General features: G+C 57.3%; 18 protein-coding genes. 15 read left to right on the top strand and 3 right to left on the bottom strand.

All coding sequences use genetic code 11. The features are described from left to right. Positions 1-194 precede the first annotated feature (194 nt). Positions 195-662: a MarR family winged helix-turn-helix transcriptional regulator gene (locus QN062_RS06980; protein ID WP_369341109.1), complete on the top strand. Its 468-nt coding sequence runs from the start codon at positions 195-197 to the stop codon at positions 660-662. Positions 663-860: 198 nt separating this feature from the next. Here QN062_RS06980 and QN062_RS06985 read toward each other — a convergent pair whose 3' ends face one another. Together QN062_RS06985 and QN062_RS06990 are read right to left on the bottom strand one after the other, a co-directional pair. Further along, positions 861-2,156, bottom strand: a complete 1,296-nt coding sequence (locus tag QN062_RS06985) for an SLC13 family permease (RefSeq protein WP_369341110.1) — start codon at positions 2,154-2,156, stop codon at positions 861-863. Positions 2,157-2,322: 166 nt separating this feature from the next. After that, positions 2,323-2,847 (bottom strand): cupin domain-containing protein, encoded by a 525-nt coding sequence (locus QN062_RS06990; RefSeq protein WP_369341111.1) that lies wholly within the window; start codon positions 2,845-2,847, stop codon positions 2,323-2,325. A 219-nt stretch (positions 2,848-3,066) separates the two neighbouring features. Between QN062_RS06990 and QN062_RS06995 the strand changes: the two genes are divergently transcribed. The 8 genes from QN062_RS06995 (at position 3,067) to QN062_RS07030 (ending at position 12,593) form a co-directional block, all read left to right on the top strand. Next, positions 3,067-4,395: an O-acetylhomoserine aminocarboxypropyltransferase/cysteine synthase family protein gene (locus QN062_RS06995; protein WP_369341112.1), complete on the top strand. Its 1,329-nt coding sequence runs from the start codon at positions 3,067-3,069 to the stop codon at positions 4,393-4,395. Positions 4,396-4,402: 7 nt separating this feature from the next. Continuing rightward, positions 4,403-4,984 (top strand): CoA-binding protein, encoded by a 582-nt coding sequence (locus tag QN062_RS07000; protein ID WP_369341113.1) that lies wholly within the window; start codon positions 4,403-4,405, stop codon positions 4,982-4,984. Positions 4,985-5,183: 199 nt separating this feature from the next. Continuing rightward, positions 5,184-6,266: a substrate-binding domain-containing protein gene (locus tag QN062_RS07005; RefSeq protein WP_369341114.1), complete on the top strand. Its 1,083-nt coding sequence runs from the start codon at positions 5,184-5,186 to the stop codon at positions 6,264-6,266. Between the two features lie 18 nt (positions 6,267-6,284). Further along, on the top strand, positions 6,285-7,925 hold the full coding sequence (locus QN062_RS07010; protein WP_369341115.1) for a sugar ABC transporter ATP-binding protein: 1,641 nt from the start codon (positions 6,285-6,287) through the stop codon (positions 7,923-7,925). A 7-nt stretch (positions 7,926-7,932) separates the two neighbouring features. Then, on the top strand, positions 7,933-8,922 hold the full coding sequence (locus QN062_RS07015) for an ABC transporter permease (RefSeq protein ID WP_369341116.1): 990 nt from the start codon (positions 7,933-7,935) through the stop codon (positions 8,920-8,922). 3 nt (positions 8,923-8,925) lie between these two features. Next, positions 8,926-10,206, top strand: a complete 1,281-nt coding sequence (gene mtnK, locus QN062_RS07020) for an S-methyl-5-thioribose kinase (RefSeq protein WP_369341117.1) — start codon at positions 8,926-8,928, stop codon at positions 10,204-10,206. Beyond that, the gene (gene mtnA / locus QN062_RS07025) at positions 10,196-11,284 is read left to right on the top strand and encodes an S-methyl-5-thioribose-1-phosphate isomerase (protein WP_369341118.1); all 1,089 of its coding nucleotides are present in this window, start codon (positions 10,196-10,198) and stop codon (positions 11,282-11,284) included. Before mtnK ends, mtnA begins: the two co-directional genes overlap by 11 nt. A gap of 190 nt (positions 11,285-11,474) precedes the next feature. After that, entirely contained in the window at positions 11,475-12,593 is a 1,119-nt protein-coding gene (locus QN062_RS07030) for a RuBisCO large subunit C-terminal-like domain-containing protein (protein ID WP_369341119.1), read from the top strand. Between the two features lie 107 nt (positions 12,594-12,700). Here the strand turns inward: QN062_RS07030 and QN062_RS07035 are convergent, their stop codons facing one another. Further along, a complete protein-coding gene (locus QN062_RS07035; protein ID WP_369341120.1) occupies positions 12,701-13,381 on the bottom strand; it encodes a hypothetical protein in 681 nt (226 codons plus the stop codon). A 346-nt stretch (positions 13,382-13,727) separates the two neighbouring features. Between QN062_RS07035 and QN062_RS07040 the strand changes: the two genes are divergently transcribed. From QN062_RS07040 to QN062_RS07065, 6 genes are all read left to right on the top strand, one after another. Continuing rightward, entirely contained in the window at positions 13,728-14,795 is a 1,068-nt protein-coding gene (locus QN062_RS07040) for a phosphotransferase enzyme family protein (RefSeq protein ID WP_369341121.1), read from the top strand. A 120-nt stretch (positions 14,796-14,915) separates the two neighbouring features. Continuing rightward, positions 14,916-16,424, top strand: coding sequence for an amino acid permease (locus tag QN062_RS07045; RefSeq protein WP_369341122.1), 1,509 nt, complete (start codon positions 14,916-14,918; stop codon positions 16,422-16,424). 129 nt (positions 16,425-16,553) lie between these two features. Beyond that, positions 16,554-17,918: an aspartate aminotransferase family protein gene (locus QN062_RS07050; protein ID WP_369341123.1), complete on the top strand. Its 1,365-nt coding sequence runs from the start codon at positions 16,554-16,556 to the stop codon at positions 17,916-17,918. A 169-nt stretch (positions 17,919-18,087) separates the two neighbouring features. Beyond that, complete coding sequence (locus QN062_RS07055) at positions 18,088-18,879, top strand: GntR family transcriptional regulator (protein WP_369341124.1); 792 nt, start codon at positions 18,088-18,090, stop codon at positions 18,877-18,879. Positions 18,880-19,036: 157 nt separating this feature from the next. After that, complete coding sequence (fbaA, locus tag QN062_RS07060; RefSeq protein ID WP_369341125.1) at positions 19,037-20,071, top strand: class II fructose-bisphosphate aldolase; 1,035 nt, start codon at positions 19,037-19,039, stop codon at positions 20,069-20,071. Between the two features lie 123 nt (positions 20,072-20,194). Further along, positions 20,195-21,496: an adenylosuccinate synthase gene (locus QN062_RS07065; protein WP_369341126.1), complete on the top strand. Its 1,302-nt coding sequence runs from the start codon at positions 20,195-20,197 to the stop codon at positions 21,494-21,496. Positions 21,497-21,660: the final 164 nt, after the last annotated feature.

A 21,660-nucleotide genomic window follows, 5' to 3' on the forward strand; every position in this document is an offset into this window, starting at 1 on the left:
CGTTCGCCGCAGACTCGTTCATTGCCACGCGCATAGGATTGTTACCTATGGTAACTATAATATGGGACAAGTACGTGCTGCCGCGATGGCAGACGGATGACGAATGCCTGTCTGGTCTGCCGGCGGTGCCTGTGCGGCATCAGGCAGCTGGAGGATGAAGGCATGCGCAACCGTGGAGAAAGGAGACCGTCACGTTGGAACATACAGAGCTCGAACCTTCCATGATTCGTGAATTGATCGATGCCTGTTGGAAGACCCGTAGGATCACCGATCTCATGCCCAGCCTTCCGCCTGGCATGCGGCCGCGGCACATCAGCATATTGGATGCGATCAGCATCATCGGCGCTGGAGGACCGGTACGGATTGGAGCGGTGGGGGAATTCCTGGATGTAAGCATGCCTGGGGTGACCAGAATGGTCAATGAGCTGACGAGGATGGGCTATGTCAGCAAGAGTGTCAGCAGCACGGATGGAAGAGGCGTCAACGTCGTGCTGACTGCCAAAGGGGAGAAATGCAGAAGTACCTATACGGACGAGTATTGGAGCAGGATCGGCAGATCGATCGGTGAGGGCATCAGCGCCCAGGACTGCGCGTCCACGGTCTCGACGATCCGAGAGCTGTTCGAGGCAGTGTCGAAGGACAGCGACAGGCGCAATGAGTGAGTCCGCAATGTGAGCCTGCATACAGATGATGGCGCCTCGCCAAAAATGCCCGGCCGTTGCCGTTCGATGCCCGTCCGCGCCATCCGATACCCGGACGTCGTTATCGGACACCCGGATGTTGCCGGATCGCTCGTGGAATGTCTGACGGAGGCGCACGCTCGCGAGCTGTTCTCCCGAAAAGCGATGCATCGAAATCGATCAGCCTGAAACGATCCCCGTTCCGCCCACCCACAGCGCGACGATCGATGAAACGATGCACAGCGATGTGGTGACCAGACCTATCCATGAGAATTGCAGGAGTTCGACCTTCTTGCCGGTTCTCAGCAGAATCCGTCTCCAGAGGATGTTTGCCAGGGATCCGACATATGTCAGGTTTGGGCCAAGATTGACGCCTATCAAGACAGCCATCGCCATCATTGGATTCTGGCTTGCCGCGATCGGAATGAGCAGCATGGCGGCGGGCAGATTGTTCATGATGTTGGAAGCCACGACCGACACGGCCGCGATCATCAGCAATGATGCCAGGCTGACAGGCTGATGGAATGCAGGAAGCAGCAGAGTGCGAATGCCATTGTCTGCCAATGACGCCACAACGACGCTGAGCGAGAGCACGAAGATGAGAAAGGAGACGTTGAACGACTTCCATGCCGTATGCAGCTCTTCTGAAAGTCGTGTCTTTTCTGACATGCAGCGCCATGCCATCAGGGTGGCGCATCCTGCTAGCGCCACCCAGAACGGTGCTATGTCGAACATTCCGGTAACGACGAATCCGATGAGGGTCAATGCGACGGTGAGCATGGCGAATGTGGGGGTCCGATATGAGCTACGGTCGCTCTGCCGCTGGTCCTGTACGCGTTTTCTTGGTATGCCGCTGCCAGACAGCGATCTATGGAAAATGACGAAGAGAGTCAGGAATTCAGCGATGAGGGCGGCAACCCACGGAAGCCAGGAAAGACGAATGAAGTCAAGGAACGATATGTTCGCATATGCGACTAGAAGGAGGTTGGTCAGATTCGATATTGGCAGCAGCATCGACGCGGTATTGGCAAGGTGACCGGTTTCATATGCGAACGGTCGGTAATCGAATCCCAGTCTGAAGGCCGCCTGCAGCACGATTGGCGTCAGCAGAAGAACGGTGGCATCGAGGCTGAGCACGCTGGTCACCGTTGCACTCAGAGCAAAGACAAGGATAAACAGCAGGCGGGGATTGCCGCGGCATAGGTTCCCGACCAGATGCCCCAGGTAATCGAACAGTCTCTCCTTTTCGCAAAGTCTGGCGAAGGAGAGACAGAATCCCAGGAACAGCACGGTCGGCAACAGCCGTTCGATGTCGTGCAGGGCGAGTTCGATGCTGGTCGCATGAATCAGAAGGAGCAGGCCGGAACAGGCGATGCCTGTCGTCCCCTCGATCCAGCGGTTCTTCGATCCGACTGTTACGATCAGCATCACCATGAGCGCAGTCGCAGTCGCCACCAGATATCCAACGTGAATCAATGTATCCCCATATCGTCCTTGTTGACATGAGTATACGCAGAGGACGCTCGAATCGAGGGTATTGAATGGATGCGGGCAATGAGTGAAAGGGCAGTTGCCCTCATTCCAGCCGTCTGAAGCGCAGTTCCATGTGCTCAGGCATGGTGGGAATCAGGCATGGCGTGAGTCAGGCATGGATGACGCCCTTGAGCTCTGGATTCTTCGCGTACAGATCCTCGAGCTGTGACTGCGTCGGCTGAACGGGATGGTCCCTTTCTGCGGTGACGATGCAGATGAATCCCAATGGGCCCTCATCGGAGGCGATGAACTGATGCCACTCTCCCGAATTGACGAATATCAGATCGCCCTCACTGACATGCTGCTGCTGATGACCAACGACGGCAGTGCCGCTTCCGCGATAGATGATGACCTGGTGCGTGTGCTGATGATGCTCGAAGGTGCTCCACCCGCCTGCAGCGACCTCAAAGTAGCGAACCTGGTTTCCCTGCCCGGCATTCGAATCGAAGAGAATTCTGCGGGTGATGGATTTGAAGGCCGCGCCGTACCCCTCCTCCTTGTAGACCAGCTGATCCACATCCTCCCATTCGCCCTGTCCGATACGTCTGCGGACGGGAACCAACGGCTTGATGACGTGGCTTGGTGTGTGATAGGTGTCTGGCCTTGGTGAATGGACGGTCTGTGATGATGTCATATGCACATCATGCATGCGTTGCATGCACGGAACAAAGGAAAAACCGCATGTCGTTATATCAATAATCTATGGACAGTCATAAATCCCAGGTTTTCCAACATTCATTCCTTTCGCCTCATCAGGACGCCAGCATATAGTCAACCAGAAATACGGTGCTTTGCGCCAACGCCTCAGCATTGTGATGCATGCGGTATCGACGAGTGAAGGAGCGAGGATACATTGGACAATCAGGGATTCGATTTTGCAACGCGGGCCGTCCACGCTGGACTGGTTCCAGACAAGGCGACTGGGGCGCGCGCATTGCCCATCTATGAATCGGCCGCCTATGTCTTTGACAACTCCGATGACGCGGCCGCAAGATTCGCATTGAGAAAGTATGGCGAGATCTATTCGCGCATCGTCAATCCGACTGTGGCGGCCTTGGAAGAACGCGTGGCAAGCCTTGAAGGAGGTCTCGGCGCGGTCGCGACGGCAAGCGGCCTGTCGGCGCAGTTCATAACTTTCATAGCGCTCGCAGCCCAAGGCGACGAGGTGATCGCATCCTCCGAACTCTACGGAGGCTCCATAACGCAGCTGGATGTGACCCTTCGCAGGCTTGGCATCTCAACGATCTTCGTCGACAGCGACGATCCGCAGGATTATGCCGCGGCTATAACCGAGCGGACCAAGTTCATATTCGTCGAGGCGATTGCAAATCCTTCCGGTCATATCGCAGACATCGAGGGTCTGTCGGCGGTCGCTCATCAGGCAGGCATACCGCTTGTGGTCGATTCGACGGTCGCTACGCCATACCTGCTCCGTCCCATCGAGCATGGAGCGGATATCGTGGTGCATTCTGCGACGAAGTTCCTCTCGGGTGCGGGCACCGTGCTTGGCGGGGTGGTTGTGGATTCGGGCACCTTTGCATGGAATCGGGAGCGTTTCCCCGAGTTCTACAAGCCTGTGGAGGCATACAACAATCTCACATGGTCGGGAAACTTCAACGAATATGCGTTCTTGACCCGTCTGAGGGCCGAACAGTTGCGTGACGTCGGTCCTGCGCTATCCGCGCATTCCGCATTCCTCATCGCGCAGGGCATCGAGACATTGCCACTGAGGGTGCAGCGACAGGTCGATAACACCAGAACCATCGCCGAATGGCTCGAAGGCAATCCGCATGTGCAGTCCGTGAACTGGGCCGGTCTGGAATCCCATCCACAGCATGCCCGCGCCTTGCACTATTTCCCTGGTGCGGCTTCGGGGTCCGTCTTTTCCTTCACCATCAAGGGAGGGCGGCCGGCTGGGAAGATATTCATCGATTCGCTCAATCTTGTTAGCCATGTGGCCAACATCGGTGACGTGAAGACCCTTGCCATTCATCCTGCATCAACGACTCATGGACAGCTGACCGGCGAGCAGCTTCGTGAGGCGGGCATCGAGGAGGGCACGATTCGTCTGAGCATAGGCATCGAGGGTGTGCATGACCTCATCGCGGACATCAGTCAGGCGCTTGACGCGAGTTCGCAGGCAGCGAGTTCGACCGTCTCCAACCAAGAACCGAAGGAATGAGAATATCATGACCGAAGAAAAGCTGTCTCTGTCACAGTCATCACAGCAGATTTCACTCAACGGATCGGCCGCGCACACGGAAGAGGCTTGCGCCGTCGCCCCAGCAGTCGGTGAAAGGAACTGGAAGGGACCTGATGCCGAAGCGCGAAATGCGATATTGGAGAAGGCCCATTCGATAGCGATCGTCGGGGCATCCGCCAATCCTGCCCGCGCAAGCTACTTTGTTGCCACATACCTGCTGCAAAGCACTCATTACAAGGTGTATTTCATCAATCCCAACGCAAGGGAGATTCTGGGACATCCTGTGTATCGAAGTCTTGACTCGCTTCCGGAAGTCCCCGATATCGTCGATGTGTTTCGCCGCAGCTCGGCCATCGATGCGATCGCCGACGAGGCAGCGAGAATCGGCTCGCCAGTGCTGTGGATCCAATTGGGAATCTGGGACGACCATGTCGCGGAGCATGCAGAATCACTTGGTCTGGAGGTAGTCATGGATCGCTGCATCAAGATAGAGCACGCCCGTTTCCATCAGGGTCTGCATCTCTTCGGCTTCAACACCGGTGTCATATCTTCCAGGAAGGCAAGGTAATCGGCACTAGGGAGCGATAGCACGCTATAAAAGACTCATATATCGACTGGCTTGTCTCCCTTTCGGCGGCTCCATATAGTGAACAGACACCGAACCGAATATCAGGAACGATCACCGCCACCTTGCTGGGGCTAGGGGCTGATCGGCATGTCAGGTATCGGGGCTTTCAATTCAGGAAACATGGTAGGGGAGAAGGAACATGGCAGATTCACCCACTCAGCAGAGTGCTCATGGAAGTGTTGGGAAAGCGGTGGCCCTGGTCGCCGCCGCAGTCGTTGTAATAGCGCTGGTGATAGGTGCTGGCTGGCTCATCAAGGGCCGCCAGGCAACCGCTTCCGCAGAGGGGACATCGGCTTCGGCGAAGCCCGTGATTGCGGTTTCCGCGAGAACGACGGATTCTGACTACTACATCCAGTGGTTGAACGGCGTGAAGAAAGAAGCCGCCAGAATCGGAGCCACACTGAAGATATATGATGCCAACGGCGATGACAGCCAGCAGATCCTCGACATCGAATCCGCCACCGCCCTGAAGCCTGCGGCCATTTTGGTGGATCACGCTCTTGAAGGCATCAATCCGAACGTCAAGAAGGCTCTCAATGCGGGAATACCCGTTGTAGGCTTCGATTCCGACATCACTGACAGCAGGGCGATTTCCGTATCGCAGTCCGACGAGAAGCTCGCGAAGCTTGCGACGGACCGCCTGCTCAAGGACACCGGCGGCAAGGCCACCGTCATCTATACCTATGTTGCGGGATTCGCGCCGTTGGACGCACGGAACAAGGTCTGGACGAGCGTGAAGAAAGCCAATCCCGGCATCAAGCAGGTTGCGCAGGTCGGCGTGGTCAACGATTCAACGGCCCAGCAGACCGCAGAGCAGGTGAAGGCTGCGCTGCAGGCACATCCTGACACGACGGTGGTCTTCGCCCCGTACGATGAATTCGCCAAGGGCGCGACCCAGGCAGTCGAGGAACTGGGACTTACCAGCAAGGTCAAGGTATATGGGGTCGATATCTCGGATGCGGATATCGCGGTTCTCGGCAAGACCAACAGCCCATGGGTGCTGACGGCGACGACCGACCCCTCGAATGTGGGTGCGGTCGCGATACGTACGGCCTTCCGAGCGGCTGAAAAGAAGCAGACGACCAAATCGGTCTTGATCCCACCGGCGCTGGTCACGGCCGATGAAATTCGCAAATACAAGATAACGAGTGTCTCCCAGCTGGTGAAACACTTCCCAAGCCTGGTCACGGACAGCATTTCGCCCGTAGCCTCAGCGAACTAAGGACGGCGCGCGAATCGTATGTCACGTGTCAAGAGTGAGGCACCGCCGATGAAGATCGCAGACGATGGAATCGATCGCACGGCGTCAGATGAGCAGGCGGGCAACCGGGGAGAGGCTTCCAGCAAAGGTGGCCGACGCGGTCACGAGGTGCTTAGAGTCGAGGGCATCGTCAAGAACTTTGGCGCGACCGCCGCGCTTCGGGGGGTTGACCTTTCATTGCGAAGCGGCGAGATACTCGCATTGGTGGGCGCGAATGGTGCCGGAAAGTCGACATTGACCTCGATTCTATCCGGCATCATCGAGCCCACTTCGGGCAGGCTCGTGGTCGGTGGCAGCGAAGTCAGGCTCAGATCGATTCTGGAAGCATCGCGGGCTGGAATAGAGACCATCGTGCAGTCATTCGATGAGGCGCTGCTTCCTGACCGTACCGTTGCCGAAAACCTTGTCTTCCCGATGCTGGTGGAGCATAGGCTTGGGTCCTTTCCAACCAACAGGACCCTGCGCCATGCCGCCAGCGAATACGCGAGCGACCTGTCGGGCATTCCTCTTGACGCGGTGATAAGCAGCCTCGATGCGTCTTCGAGACAGCGCGTGCTCATCGCGAGGGCTCTGTTCACCCACCCAAAGATTCTCATACTTGACGAGCCAACCGCTTCTCTCGACATCGACGAGAGCGCAAGGCTGCATAGGCGTATTCGTGCATTGGCGGATGGCGGCACGGCCATCGTCTATATCTCCCATCACATGCAGGAGGTCAAGGATATCTGTGACCGTGCAGTCGTGCTGCGTGACGGCATGAAGGTCGGGGAATATGACGCGCCTCTGGACGTTCCCGAAATCATCAGGGCGATGCTGGGAAAGACCGTCGAGGTCACGCAAGACGGCACCCGCGGGTACTCGGATGATGCAAGGGGAGCGCAGGGAGCAGACGCTGGACGTGATTCAACGGTTGCGCTCAGACTGAAGGATTTCAAGATCTTCGATGACGGTGACACGATCGACCTGGAACTTCATGAAGGTGAGACGCTCGGAATCACGGGCCTCATAGGTGCCGGGAAAACCGAGCTGCTGTCGCAGATCGTCGGAGCCTCGAGATTGCTCGGCGGAACCATGACATGGCAGGGAAGGCGATTCGCACCTCAGGATACCGGGGATGCCATTCGGGCTGGAATCGGCTACGTGCCGGAGAATCGTCAGGCCGATGCGGTGATTCCGCTCTGGTCCGTCGAAGACAATCTTGTCTTTCCAGACTTGAAGCGCTATCGCTCGCGCTTTGGATTCATAGATGCGTCCAGAATCCGCAGTCGAAGCGAGGCAGTCATCGGACGCATGGGCATCGTAGGCAAGCCGCAATCCCGAATCGAGTCGCTTTCGGGAGGGAACCGCCAGAAGGTGATGATCGGCAGATGGTTTGCTGCCGAGTCGAAGCTTCTGGTCATGGATGAGCCGTTCAGAGGTGTGGATATCGGCGCTCGCGCCGACATCGCCAGACAGTTGCGCAGTGCAGGCACTGCCATCGTGGCTTCAAGTGATCCGGATGAGATTCTCCAGGTTGCGGATCGCGTCATTGTGCTTTCGCGCGGCACGATAACCGCAGAGGCAACTGCATCAGGGATGACCAGCGCACAGCTTTCCGAACTCATTGCGAGAGGGGCATAGACAGAACATGGCAAATGTGAGAACCATTGTGTATAAATACGGCTTGCTGGCATTGTTCGCGTTGATCGTCATATTTTTCTTCGCGGCATTGCCTGCATTCGGAACGGTGCAGAATCTCTATGTGATTCTTCAGTCCGTTGCGGTCACTGCGATCGTTGCTCTTGGGGTGACGGTCTCCATGACGGTTGGCGGGTTTGATCTTGCCGTTGGATCCACCGTATCCCTTTCGGTCATGATCGTCGCTGCAGCGCAGATATATTATGGCCTTGGCGTGGTGTGGGCTGTTGTGCTCGGTCTTGCATCGGGATTGCTGGTCGGGCTGACCAGCGGAGCGCTGATAGTGTTTGCAAAGATTCCTGACATGCTGGCGACGCTCGGTTCGATGTTCGTCTATTCGGGCCTTTCCCTGATTCTGACCGCGGGCAAGTCCGTCTCGACGGGAAACGGATATAACGGTCAGGCCGCCCGAGGCAATTGGGACCCCAAGCTGCTCTGGATTGGTGGTGGAACGGTGCTGGGCGTGCCCTTCTCGATAATTCTCGCCCTGGTGACGACCATCGTCGTGGTGCTTTTTCTTACCAGAACGCGCACGGGCCGCATTCTCGAGGCGGTGGGCAACAATTCCAGAGCCGCTCGACTTGCGGGCGTTCGAATAGGGCGATACCGGATTCTGGCCTACATGATCTCCGGCCTGCTTTCGGCCCTGGGCGGCGTCGTTCTGGTCGCTCGTGTCGGAAGAGGCGACATCGATGTGGGCAGCAGCTATCTGTTGGAGGCGGTCGCCGCCACCCTGATCGGATACGCCGTGCTTGGTGCGAACAGGCCGAACCCTCTGGGAACGGTCATAGGCGCGCTGTTCGTCGGCGTGCTGGTCAATGGGCTGACAATGTTCAACGTTCCCTATTACACGCAGGATTTCATCAAGGGGACGCTGCTCGTGGTCGCGCTCGTCGTCAGTTTCTCAAAGATTTTCAACACTCAACAGAAAGAGGATTGAACGGTGTCGACGGAATTGCTGAATGAAAAGACGGTTATCGACTACATTGCAGGTCGCAGTGACTTGAATGCGGTCGTGAATGTAGGCAAGACAACGGTTCGCGAAGTGGGTGACGGCAATCTCAACCTTCTGTTTCTCGTGCAGGATGGCAGCAATGGACTGGCGATCAAGCAAACCTTGCCTTATGTGCGCTCCGACCATTCCTGGAAGGTGACGGAAGACAGCATCTTTGCAGAGGCGCGTGGGCTTGAGGCTGCTTCGGAATATGCGAAGGCCTATGCGCCCAGGTATTTCGGGTTGGATGCGGATCGACGGCTCATCGTCGAAGAGGATCTGTCGGATTGGCAGGTATGGAGGCCGAATCTGAACGGTCGAAGAGTCAATCGTCTGGCAGCCCGTGATACTGGCAGATTCATCGCAGAGATGGCATATCACACATCCTATTTCGGCAAGGACGAGCAGGAGGTGCAGCGTGCCGCGGCGGATTCGATCAATCCGGAATTGGAGCAGATAACGGAAGACCTGATCTTCACGGAGCCGTACTTCGATCACGTTCACAATTCGTGGGATTCGCGGGTGGACGATCAGGTGCTTGCCCTGCGAGACGATAAGATCAGAACGCAGGCTGCAAAGCTGAAATATGAGTTCCTTACCAATGGTGAGGCTCTTTTGCATGGGGATCTTCACACCAATTCGATTTTTGTCAGGAATCAGGGTGCCGAAGAGGACCCGTTGCCCGATGAAGCCGCGCATGTGAAGATATTCGACTATGAATTTGGCTTCTATGGCCCGGTCGCGTTCGACATCGGCATCCTGTGGGGCAACTTCCTTCTGGCACAGGCCCGTGAATTTGCGCTTTCTTCTTCCGATTCGTCTCTGGCAGTGGAGGAAGGGAACCACGACGGGGACTTCCATGCATGGCTGCTTTCGCTTTATGAAGAGTCATGGCAAGGCTTCGAACAGGAATTCAGGCGCCTTGCCTCTCATAGGGTCAACAGGATATTCACGGACGGATTCGTCGACCATTGGCTTTCCAGAACGCTGAGATACTCTGCGGGGTTTGCCGCAAGCGAAGCGATTCGGCGGACGATTGGCTGGGCAAAGGTGTCGGATATCGAAAGCTTGGATGGCAAGGCGAAGGCGGATGCGTCGCGCTTTGCGCTCTCTGCGGCGCGGCGGCTCCTTGAAGGGTTCGAGGGACTCGATGAGGTTGCGGACGTCCGCAGATTGGTGGAAGGAACCGCCGCACGGCTCGAGAAGGGAAGGCAAGGCAATGTCAGATAGTACGTTTGCGGGTCAGACTGCTGTGAACGATGAAGCGAACAATGTCGGTCATGGTGACGGGGTGACGCTCAGATCGGTGCGATGGCTGGATGGCAACGATGGCGGATCGCTGCGCATCATCGATCAGCGCCTTCTTCCTGGATCTCTTGAGTACAGGGATCTGAATACAGCGGACGACATCATTGCCGCGATTCGCTCACTTGCCGTCCGCGGGGCGAATTCCATTGGCGCTGCTGGTGCATTCGCGTATGCCTTTGCGGTGCGCGATGGCCTCTCCGCTGATGAGGCTTTCAACAAGGTCGTCGAGGCGCGTCCGACGGCCGTTGCGCTCATCCACGGAGTGCAGCAGGCAGCCGATGAATATGGCGCGAATGCAGACTGGCGGGATGCAGTGAGCGCCGGGAACTCAATCATCGAGAAGGATGCCGAGGAATGCAGACGGATAGGGGAAGTCGGATCCGTCGAACTTGCAGATGCCTCGCACATCATGACTCATTGCAACACCGGGATTCTGGCCACCGCGGGAATCGGGACGGCGCTTGGAGTGATCTATACCAAGCAGGCGCAAGGGCAGGAGGTTCATGTCTATTCGACCGAGACGCGTCCCTTGCGTCAGGGACTGAGACTCACGGCTTGGGAGCTCCATCGCAACGGTGTGGACGTCACCGCCCTTGTCGACGGCGCAGCGCCCGCTGCGCTGCACGCTGGCATAGTCGATGCGGTGATCGTCGGTGCCGACCGGATTGCTCGCAATGGTGACACGGCCAACAAGATCGGCACATATGGACTGGCGGTCGCGGCTCATGAGAACGGCATCCCGTTCTATGTCGCGGCGCCACTGTCTGCGATTGACCTTGATGCCGCCGATGCGCGGGACATACCCATCGAATTTCGTGCCGGAGGTGAGGTTCTTGACGCGCCTGGCGTCGATCAGTCACTTCCGACCTGGAATCCATCGTTCGACGTCACTCCCGCGGAGCTGATCACCGGCATCATCACACCGGAAGGAGTGCTTCGGGCACCGTACGAGACATCCATAGCCAAGGCCTTCGGATCCTCTGGACAGACGCGTCTCTGAGCAGTCCCATCTCTGGGCAGGCCCGTCCTTGAGCAGGCGCAGAGACTCGGAACGCGAATCGTGAGACAGTGCAGCTTGGCTATACGCCATCGCATCTGACACGATGCCATCTTCCAGCGGATGCCGTCAGGGTGTCATGGGCCACGCCATAAGGAATGCTTCGCAACACATAATGAAAGGTCAGGCAATAATGTCATCAGAAGCAACCATCGAAGTTGAGTATGAGATTCGTGGTGATGTGAGTGAGGCCCGGCAACGGGCTGAATCGCTTGCGGTCGAGCAAAGTCATGAATTTCCGCGCGAATACGCCCCAGCGAAGGCCGACCGCTCGCTTGGAAGAGTGAGCGAAATCGAGCAGGTATCGGACGGCCTCGTCCGTGCGGTCATAGCATTCCCCGAGGAATTGACCGCGTATGAGTTTCCGCAGTTCCTTGTCGTCCTGATGGGGAATGCCTCCTTGCTTCCGGGGATTCGGCTCGCAGATTTTCGCATCGGCGAATCGTTCGCTCGCGCAATAGGCGGCGGTCCGAAGCTCGGCATTGAGGGAATCAGAAAGATAGTCGATGTCAAGAGAAAGCCTTTGCTCGCCACTGCGCTGAAGCCCGTAGGTCTCGATACGGAGGACATCGTCAAGGATGCCTACGACTGCGCGATCGGCGGGGTTGACATCATCAAGGACGATCAGGGCTTGGGCAACCAGACGTGGTCGCGCTTTGCCGAGCGTGTTCCGCTGGTTTCGGATGCCATAAGAAAGGCCAATGACGAGACTGGCCGTCACAGCGTATATCTTCCATGCTTCAATCCACCGGTTGGACATGTGCAGGAGCATCTTGACATTCTCCTGAAGAACCACGTCGGGGGATGCCTTGCAGTGCCAGGAATATCAGGCTTTGACATCATCCCCTATCTTCGTGACAACACGCCTGATGATTTCATCATATATGGGCATCCGGCGTTGCTGGGAGGATGGACCGCCTCGTCCGATCATGGCATCCGCGAGGATCTTCTGTTCGGGCACCTTCTGAGATTGCTGGGTGCAGACTCCATAATCTTCCCAAGCTATGGCGGGCGCTTCACATTCAGCCAAGAGCAGTGCCATCGTATCGCTGACCGTGAGAAAGATTCGTTCGTCGGTCTCAAGCGTTCACTCCCCTCACCTGGAGGCGGGATGACGCTCGACCGAATTCCGGAGCTCATCAAGTTCTATGGAAACGACACGATGTTTCTCATCGGCGGTGCGCTGCACGCTTTGGGAAGCCTTGTTGACGGAGCTCGCAAGTTCAACGAGATCGCACAGAGCTATGAGTGAGGCAGGGCATTCGTGTCTGAGGTGATTGAGGTGATCGAGGTGATCGGTGCGATCGGTGTGCCTTTCGGCAATTCCGTGCCAGGCATCCGACTCGGGCCCACTGCGCGTCAGGGGGCCTGAGTGATGATGTTGATGCGCCAGGCTCGCTGCTGAGCGATCGTTGGCGTAGGCATGCCTGCGCTGATGAAGACATCGAGATTGTATATTCGCGTGGGCGAGTTCAGCTGGGAGAAGTCGGTGACGGCGGTGTCAAGGAGTCTGATGCTCATAAGCTGCCTGAGCCCTCGGACTGGTGTGAGGTCCCGCAGATTGATGAGCCCATCAAGGCAGAGTGTCTGGATGTTCGTGAAATGCTCTATTCCTGCAATGGAGGTCACATGCTGCAATGCCGCGGCGCAGTGAGGGTTCTCCGTATCTTCCGCAGGTACGAAACGTCCGTTCTTCACTGTGATATTGCCGATTCCACCAATGCCGGTCATGCCTTCCGCAGCCTTGCGGGTGAGCTGGTCGTCAACATGCTGTCCCATGATTTCAGACATGCATTGTGCGAGTGCAGGCTCTGCGAACAGTTGCCGATATGTGCCAAGAGTGTCCGGTTGGTCAGAGGACTCCGCTCGAGTCGGGGTCGAATCGGAAGAGGCGCCTGCATGTGGCATTTCACTTGCCGAGCCAGTTGATTCGGTCGGTTCTATCGCAGCGGGCGAAGCGCCTGCTCCCGTGCCGCAGGCCGACAGCGACAGCACCAGTCCGACTGTGCAAAGCGCACGGGCGCAACGAATGATCTTCATGCGATACCCCATCGTTCAAGCATTCTTCTCATACCCAATACCTGATTCTAGTATTCCGCAGGCTGCTCCGGCGCCCACTTCAAGGTTGCGCGGAGCCTCGATTCGGGATTGCTGCGGGCTCTCCGTGCATCGTCCACTGGCATGGTCAGTGGACGCGGCCATATGACGAAATGAGCCATTAATATTCGAACCATTCTTCTTTACGCTTCCGTAACAGAGGAACCGTGATTCTCCAAGTGCGCTCTGCGACAATTCAATGCACTGGCCGAATGCACGACTCGCAGATGCGCGGTACGCGCGCATCCCGGTCTGCGCAACAGGTCATCTGCCAAGGATTGGAGAAGCAATGTCGGAAGTAGCGCATGTTCTCGATGAGCCGCAACAGGCTGTGAGCCTGAACACCTTCAGCGAGCTCTCAAAAGGAGATCCGGCTCCTTTCTGGCTGTTCAGCGGCGTCTGTGCGATATGGGGCCTCGAAAAGGCGCAAACCACCCTTGACCTGATAACGGTGTCGGAAAACGCCACCTTTCTGCTGAAGATCTATGGTGAGAACGAGGGAGTGGTACGAGTGTCGCAGCCGGGCTACGTCGGTGGCCCAGATGCCGTCGCCTCTGAGATTCTGTGGCTGAACGCGCTGCACGACGTTGACGGCGTCAGTCTCATCAATCCGGTGCCCACCATTCGTGGGACCTTCGTCGGAACGGTGCGCGATCGCAACGAAGTCGGCTGGACGGTGATCTCCACCAAGTTCGTTCAAGGTACGGTGCTCGAAGATCTTGACAATCCTGCGCCGTATTACACGACGATCGGTTCATGGGCGGCGAAGTTCCACGATCATTCCCGGCATTGGAAGCAGCCTCGCGGATTTCGCCGATTCAACTGGGACATTTCGAACATGGTCGGGCCTTCACCGAGATGGGGTCGCTGGGAGGATGCAGACCTGAGCGAAGGGGAGCATGACGTGTGCGAGCAGGCCTTGTGGAAGGCGATGGACGTCGTGATGAAGACGCCCCGCAATCCCGAGACCTGGGGTCTCATACACGCGGACCTGCGTCCTTCGAACATCATCAGGGACAGCGATGGCGCGTTGACGGTCATAGATTTCGACGATGCCGGATACAGCTGGTATCTCTATGACTATGCGTCCTCATTGAGCTTCATCGAGCATATGCCCTATGCCCCTTCGCTCGCACAGTCTTGGGTCTCAGGCTACGAAAGCGTTGCAGGCCCATTCGATGGACAGCAGAAAGAGGTCATGTCGGCCCTCTCCATGATTCGCCGACTGCAGATGCTTGGCTGGACGACAAATCATCGCGAAGACGCGCTGCCAAAGGAACTTGCGACAACACAGGTCAGTGGGACTGTCGAGTGCGCCCATCGTTATCTTGAGGACTCGCAATGGCTGCTCAGATAACCCTAACCCCATGCGGCAGTCATCGGGTGATCGCGGCAGCGCCGCATGATGCCGGTCCTGATCGCCAAAACAGCAGAAACAGCAGAAACGGCAGAAAACAAGCAGAAGGTGGTGAGTGGTATGTCAGCTATAACGACTGATGGCACTTCAAAGCAATCGAGAGGAGCCGGTGGCGTCACCTATGTGGCCACCGACGAGGACTACTTCGAGAAAAGGCAGCTCAAGCGGACTACCGGAGCATTCGGACTCTGGGCTATAGGAATCTCGGCCGTCATCTCCGGTGACTTCTCCGGCTGGAACGGTGGCATCCTTCAGGCGGGCTGGGGCGGCATGCTCATCGCATGCGTCGTCGTGTTCATCATGTACGTCTTCATGCTCAACTCGATCAGCGAGATGGCATCGGCAATGCCTCACACGGGAGGCGCCTATTCATTCGCCCGCGCGGCGATGGGACCCTGGGGAGGCTTCGTCACAGGCCTCGCCGAAACCATCGAATACGTGATGACAGCCGCGGTCGTCGTATACTTCTCGTCGGCATACGCCGATGCGATCGTCAGCGACCTCACCGGATTCTCCTTCGACGCTCATGGCCTGATGTGGGTGTGGTGGCTTCTGCTCTACGTCATATTCGTGGCGATCAATTGGGCAGGCGCGCAGACCTCGTTCCGGTTCGCCCAGGTCGTTTCCATCGCGGCGCTCGCGATCGTGGCGATCTTCGGCATCGGAGCATTCGTCTCAGGCAAGGTCAACTTCGACAGCCTTCTGAACATCGCACCCTCCGCAGGAGGCTCGTCGTTCCTTCCATTCGGCATGCAGGCCGTGTTCTACGCGATGCCATTCGCCATGTGGCTCTTCCTGGGCATCGAGCAGCTTCCACTGGCTGCCGAAGAGGTGAGGGATCCCGAGCGCAACATTCCAAAATCCTCGCGTCTATGCATCATGACGCTTGGCATCTCGGCGCTTATCATCGTCTTCCTCAATCCTGCCGTCGTCGGTTCAAAGGCATTGTCGGGCTCGGACGAACCTCTGCTTGATGGATACCGTGCGATTCTGCCAGGCAATCTGGCGGCGGTGCTCTCCGCATTCGCGCTTATCGGTCTTCTGGCATCGGTGCAGGGCATCATGTTCGCATATGGCCGCAATCTGTATTCGCTCTCGCGCGCAGGCTACTATCCGGCTTTCCTGTCGCTCACGGGAAAGAAGAAGACGCCGTATTGGGGTCTTATTGTGGGTGCGGTCTTCGGGTTCGCGGCGCTTTTCATCGTCGCTTATGGTGGTTCGGGCGCTGGTTCTGTCGTTCTGAACATTGCGGTGTGGGGTGCCGTTCTGGCCTATCTGCTGCAGATGGTATCCTTCGTCATCCTTCGTCGGCGCATGCCGAATATCAGCAGGCCGTTCAAGAGCAGCTTCGGCAGCACAGGAGCTATCATCGCCGGAATAGTCTCCTTCGTCATCTTCGTGGCGGTCCTGATGAATCCCGATTACAGGCTGGCCGTGTACGTGATGGTGGCGATCTATGTCGTTGCACTGCTCTTCTTTGCACTCTATGGCCGCAAGCATCTGGTGCTGTCGCCTGAGGAGGAATTCGCGGCATCCGGCGGAAGCGCCGAATACCGGACGGAGCAGTGAACGCAGCGATCCCCGTGGCAGCGCGCGTGGCTTGAGAATGCCTTTGGCATTGATGCGTGCCGGCGCGGGGTCACAGTCGGGCAATGGAATCTGAAACAACGAACACACAAAGAAAGAATCGAAGGCATCATGGCAGTTCGCTCAACGATTATGGATACGAATAGTTTCCGACCTGAAATGGAGGGTGCGCTCGATCCCGAAACGAGACAGCTCACCAGGGAGCGCGCGGTGCTCGGACCGGCATATCGCCTGTTCTACCGCAAGCCCGTCCATCTTGTGCAGGGCAAGGGAAGCCATCTGTGGGATGCAGACGGAGTCGAATATCTCGATGTGTATAACAACGTCGCATCGGTCGGGCATTGCCATCCAAGAGTGGTCGAGGCCATAACGCGCCAGGCCTCGATGCTCAATACGCATACCAGGTATCTTCACGAGAATGTGCTGCACTATGCGGAAGACATCCTTTCCACGATGCCCGACGAAGTCAACCGCATCATGTTCCAGTGCACTGGCTCCGAAGCGAACGACCTGGCGATTCGAGTCGCCCAGTCCTATACCGGCGGGCAGGGTGTGATCGTCACGCATGAGGCCTATCACGGCAATTCGGCACTGACCTCGAAGCTCTCGCCCGCCTTGGGTACCGCTCAGACATTGGGCCTTCGCATGCGGATGATTCCAACCCCAGACACATATCGTGTCGAGATCGATGGCAAGGTTGGCGGCGCATGCAGCCCTGAGGTCTTTGGTGGATGGATGGCGGCACAGCTTGAGGCTGCTGTCGCCGACATGACGCGACATGGAATCAAGTTCGCCGCGTTCCTCGCGGATTCAATATTCTCATCGGATGGGGTCTATCCCGGACCGGTCGGATATCTCAAGCCGGTCATCGATAAGGTTCACGAACTGGGTGGCGTCTTCATAGCCGATGAGGTTCAGCCTGGCTTCACCAGGACGGGAGACGCTTTCTGGGGCTTCCAGCGACATGGCGTCGTTCCCGATCTGGTGACATCGGGCAAGCCGATGGCAAATGGACTGCCAACCTCGCTCATGGCTGCAAGGGCGGAGGTTCTCGAACCGTTCGCCTCGTCCATCCCATATTTCAATACCTTCGGCGGCAACCCGGTGTGCATGGCGGCATCGCAGGCGACGCTTGACGTGATGCGTGACGAAGACACGATGGGCAACGCCAGGAAGGTCGGAGCGCTCTTCATGAAGGTGCTGAAGGAATTCCAGTCGCAGCACGCCTGCATCGGCGATCTTCGAGGAACCGGACTCTATATCGCATGCGAGATAGTGAAGCCTGGGACCAAGGATCCCGATCAGCGAAAGGCCTTGGACATACTCGAAGCGTTGCGAAACAACCGTGTGCTCACATCCGTCTGCGGACGCTACGGTAACATTCTCAAGCTTCGCCCGCCGCTGGTCTTCAGCGCGGACGACGTGGATTGGTTCTCATCCGCCTTCGAGAAGACCCTCAAGGAATGCGCGGCATGAGGGTGAAGGCGCGTGGCTGCCGTTCGTGAGCCATGCACCTGCCCGTAACGTATTCGGAAATGGAACCATATTAACGTCAGTGGAAAGATGCCCGCGGTGACGTTGCGCGGCTTGCAGGCACCGAATCATGACCTTCCCAGGGGAGCTGAGGAAAAGAGGTGATAGGCGGATGAGCTCATCTGCTCGCACATCCATGAATTCGCAGAGGAGATTCAGCCAGCAAGAGAATGTCAGGCTGCTGCGATCCCTGATCCATGAGCATGAGCTCCTGCCCGGGGAGAGACTTGGCTCTGAACGTGAGATTTCCGCCCAATTGGGCATCACGCGCGCGGATCTGAGAATCGCGCTCGCATCGATGGAAAAGGCGCATGAGATCGTGAGACGGATCGGTCGCGGAGGCGGCATCGTGATCTCAGACGAACGGTTGGAGCGCAATATCAACACTGTGGAATCCCTGCCGATGATTGCACGGCGGCAAGGGAGGGTGCTGCGTTCAAAGGTGCTTTCCGCGGTGATTGCGCCAGCCTCGGCATCCGACACCAGGCTGCTGAGGCTGCAAGGCTTTGCTCCGAATCAGATTCACAATATATATAACATCACTCGGCTGCGTTCGATCGACGGGAGTCCGCTGTCGCTCGAAACGTCTCACCTTCCCTCTGACATGTTTCCGGGACTGCTGAACAAGGATCTGACGACATCGTTCTATCGGCGCTTCGAGGAGGATTATGGAATCCATCCTTCGGACGTCGATGAGACCTTGGAGACGATCGAGGCAGATGCTCGGGATGCAGAGCTTCTGGAAGTCGGCGTCGGCACCGCATTGGTGAGAATCAGGCGGATCGCCTGCATGGCCGATGGGCGTCCCTTCGAACGGGCGATCGATGTCTACATAGCATCTCGAATGCGATTCGCCATGCATCATTCCGGCTATGTCCGACTTTCGGCAACCGCGAATCGCTGATCGTCAATTGCCGATTGCCCATCACTCACGGATCCTTGCGCTCAGGCTCGCTCGTTGGTGGCTCAGGGGACCGACGATGCTGGCAGAAGTGACGCGTGTGATGGAATGAACACTTTCATTCAGGTTGCAGCGCGTCTTCATGAGGGATAATGGAATTATGACGGTTGCAACTTCAGAGCGCTACGCGCAGATGCTCGATTCGGCAAGACAGGGTGGGTACGCCTTCCCTGCAATCAATGTGACCAGCACTCAGACGTTGAATGCTGCACTTCAGGGCTTTGCCGAGGCCGAATCCGATGGGATCATCCAGGTATCGGTCGGCAGCGCGTCCTATCTATCAGGCAAGGCTGTCAACGACCGCGTTGTTGGGTCGATTGCCTTCGCCAGATTCGCGCGTGAGGTTATCGGGCGATACCCGAACATCACGGTTGCGTTGCATACCGACCATTGCGCCGTGCAGTATCTCGATGGCTGGGTTCGTCCACTGCTCGATTATGAGGCGGAACAGGTCTCGCATGGCGAGGAACCGCTGTTCCAATCGCATATGTGGGATGGTTCAACCATCTCGCTTGACCGGAATCTTGAGATAGCGAAGGAACTGCTGGAGAAATCGGTGCGGGCGCGAACGATTCTCGAAATCGAGATAGGTGCCGTCGGAGGCGAGGAGGACGGCCAGAGCGCGGCGATAAACGATTCCCTCTATTCCACGGTTGAGGATGGAAGGCGCGTCGTTCGTGAACTGGGACTCGGCGAGAATGGCAGATATATGGCAGCATTCACATTCGGCAACGTGCATGGAGCCTACAAGCCGGGCTTCGTGAAGCTTCGCCCGGGTCTGCTGAAGGAGATCCAGGAAGGCACGGCAGCCTCATTCCCGCAGGCGAACGGGGACAAGCCATTCCTGCTTGTGTTCCACGGCGGATCGGGGTCACGTCCTGAGGAAATCGCCGAGGCGGTCTCCTATGGTGTGGTGAAGATGAACATAGACACTGACACGCAGTATGCATTCACAAGGGCAGTGGCCGACCACATGTTCAAAAACTACAATGAGGTGCTCAAAGTCGACGGCGAGGTCGGTGAGAAGAAGCTCTATGACCCGCGCTCATGGGGGCGTGAGTCCGAAGACGCGATGGCCGAGCGCGTCATTGAGGCATGCACCCAGCTCGGCAGCGCTGGCAAGGCCCTGCGCTAGAGGTCGAGTCGATCCGCGAGGCAAGGCTCGACGTTTCCGCACATGTAACGTCGCGCTCCATGCTTTGGGGTAGTCTCGTCATGGCGGAGAGCTGTTCCGCCTTCGCACATTATGGAGGTGCATATGCCTGGAATTGTTCTTGTTGGAGCCCAATGGGGCGATGAGGGAAAAGGCAAGGCAACGGATCTGATCGGCGACAAGGTGGACTATGTCGTTCGCTTCAATGGCGGCAACAACGCAGGCCATACCGTCGTCGTCGGTGATGAGACATACGCGTTGCATCTGCTGCCTTCTGGCATCATCCATCCCAACGTGACTCCCGTTATCGGCAACGGTGTCGTCGTCGATCCAGAGGCGCTGTTCGCGGAGCTTGACGGGCTTGAATCGCGTGGCGTCGATTGCAGCAACCTGTTGGTGAGCGAATCCGCGCATATCATCGCGTCATACGACCGCACCATCGACAAGGTCACCGAGCGCTTCCTCGGCAAGCATAAGATTGGCACCACAGGCCGTGGCATCGGCCCGGCATATGCGGACAAGGTGAACCGCGTCGGCATTCGCGTCCATGACCTCTTCAACACGGATCATCTGCGCGACAAGGTCATCGCCAGCCTGCATCAGAAGAACCAGATGCTGGTCAAGCTTTACAACCGTCGGGCAATCGACGTGAACCAGACCGTCGATGAACTCGCCTCGGTCGCTGACCGCCTCAAGCCATATGTCGCCAATACCTCGCTGATTCTCAACAAGGCTCTTGATGACGGCAAATCCGTGCTCTTCGAGGGCGGCCAGGCAACCATGCTTGATGTGGACCACGGCACATACCCCTTCGTCACCTCCTCGAACTGCACCGCGGGCGGCGCCTGCACCGGCAGCGGCGTCGGTCCGACCAAGATCGACCGTGTCATAGGCGTTTCCAAGGCATACATCACACGCGTCGGTGAAGGACCGTTCCCCACGGAGCTTAACGACGACCAGGGTGAATGGCTGCGTCAGCAAGGTCATGAGTTTGGCGTCACCACCGGAAGGCCACGTCGCTGCGGCTGGTTCGATGCATTGGTGAACCGCTACGCCGTGCAGGTCAACGGTCTGACCGACATCGTGCTTACGAAGCTCGACGTGCTCACCGGACTTGAAACCATCCCATTCTGCGTTGGCTACAACGTCACCATGGCAGATGGCTCACATGCGCGCTGCGACGACATGCCAACGGACCAGGCGGAATTCGCGTCGGCAACGCCAATCTACGACGAGATGCCAGGTTGGAGCGAGGACATTGCAGGAATGCAGTCCTTCGACGAGTTCCCACAGGCTGCACAGGACTACGTCCACCGTCTCGAAGATCTCTCGGGATGCAGAATCTCGGCAGTCGGCTCGGGCCCAGGCCGCGATCAGATAGTTTCGACTCATTCGCTGATCGACTGATCGATTCACCGCAGGCTTCATTCAAGACCGGCTCCATGAGCCGGTCTTTTCATATCTCTACTGCAACCGCCTCAGCTGCCAAAACTAGCTAGCAACACTTGATGCCCAGCCATCTAAAAAGCTCAAAGAGTAGGTAAAGAATAAAAATGGAATATAAAAGCGAG

Origin of the sequence: Bifidobacterium sp. WK012_4_13 (assembly GCF_041080835.1) — a bacterium.
In the GTDB taxonomy this organism is placed as follows: domain Bacteria; phylum Actinomycetota; class Actinomycetes; order Actinomycetales; family Bifidobacteriaceae; genus Bombiscardovia; species Bombiscardovia fermentum.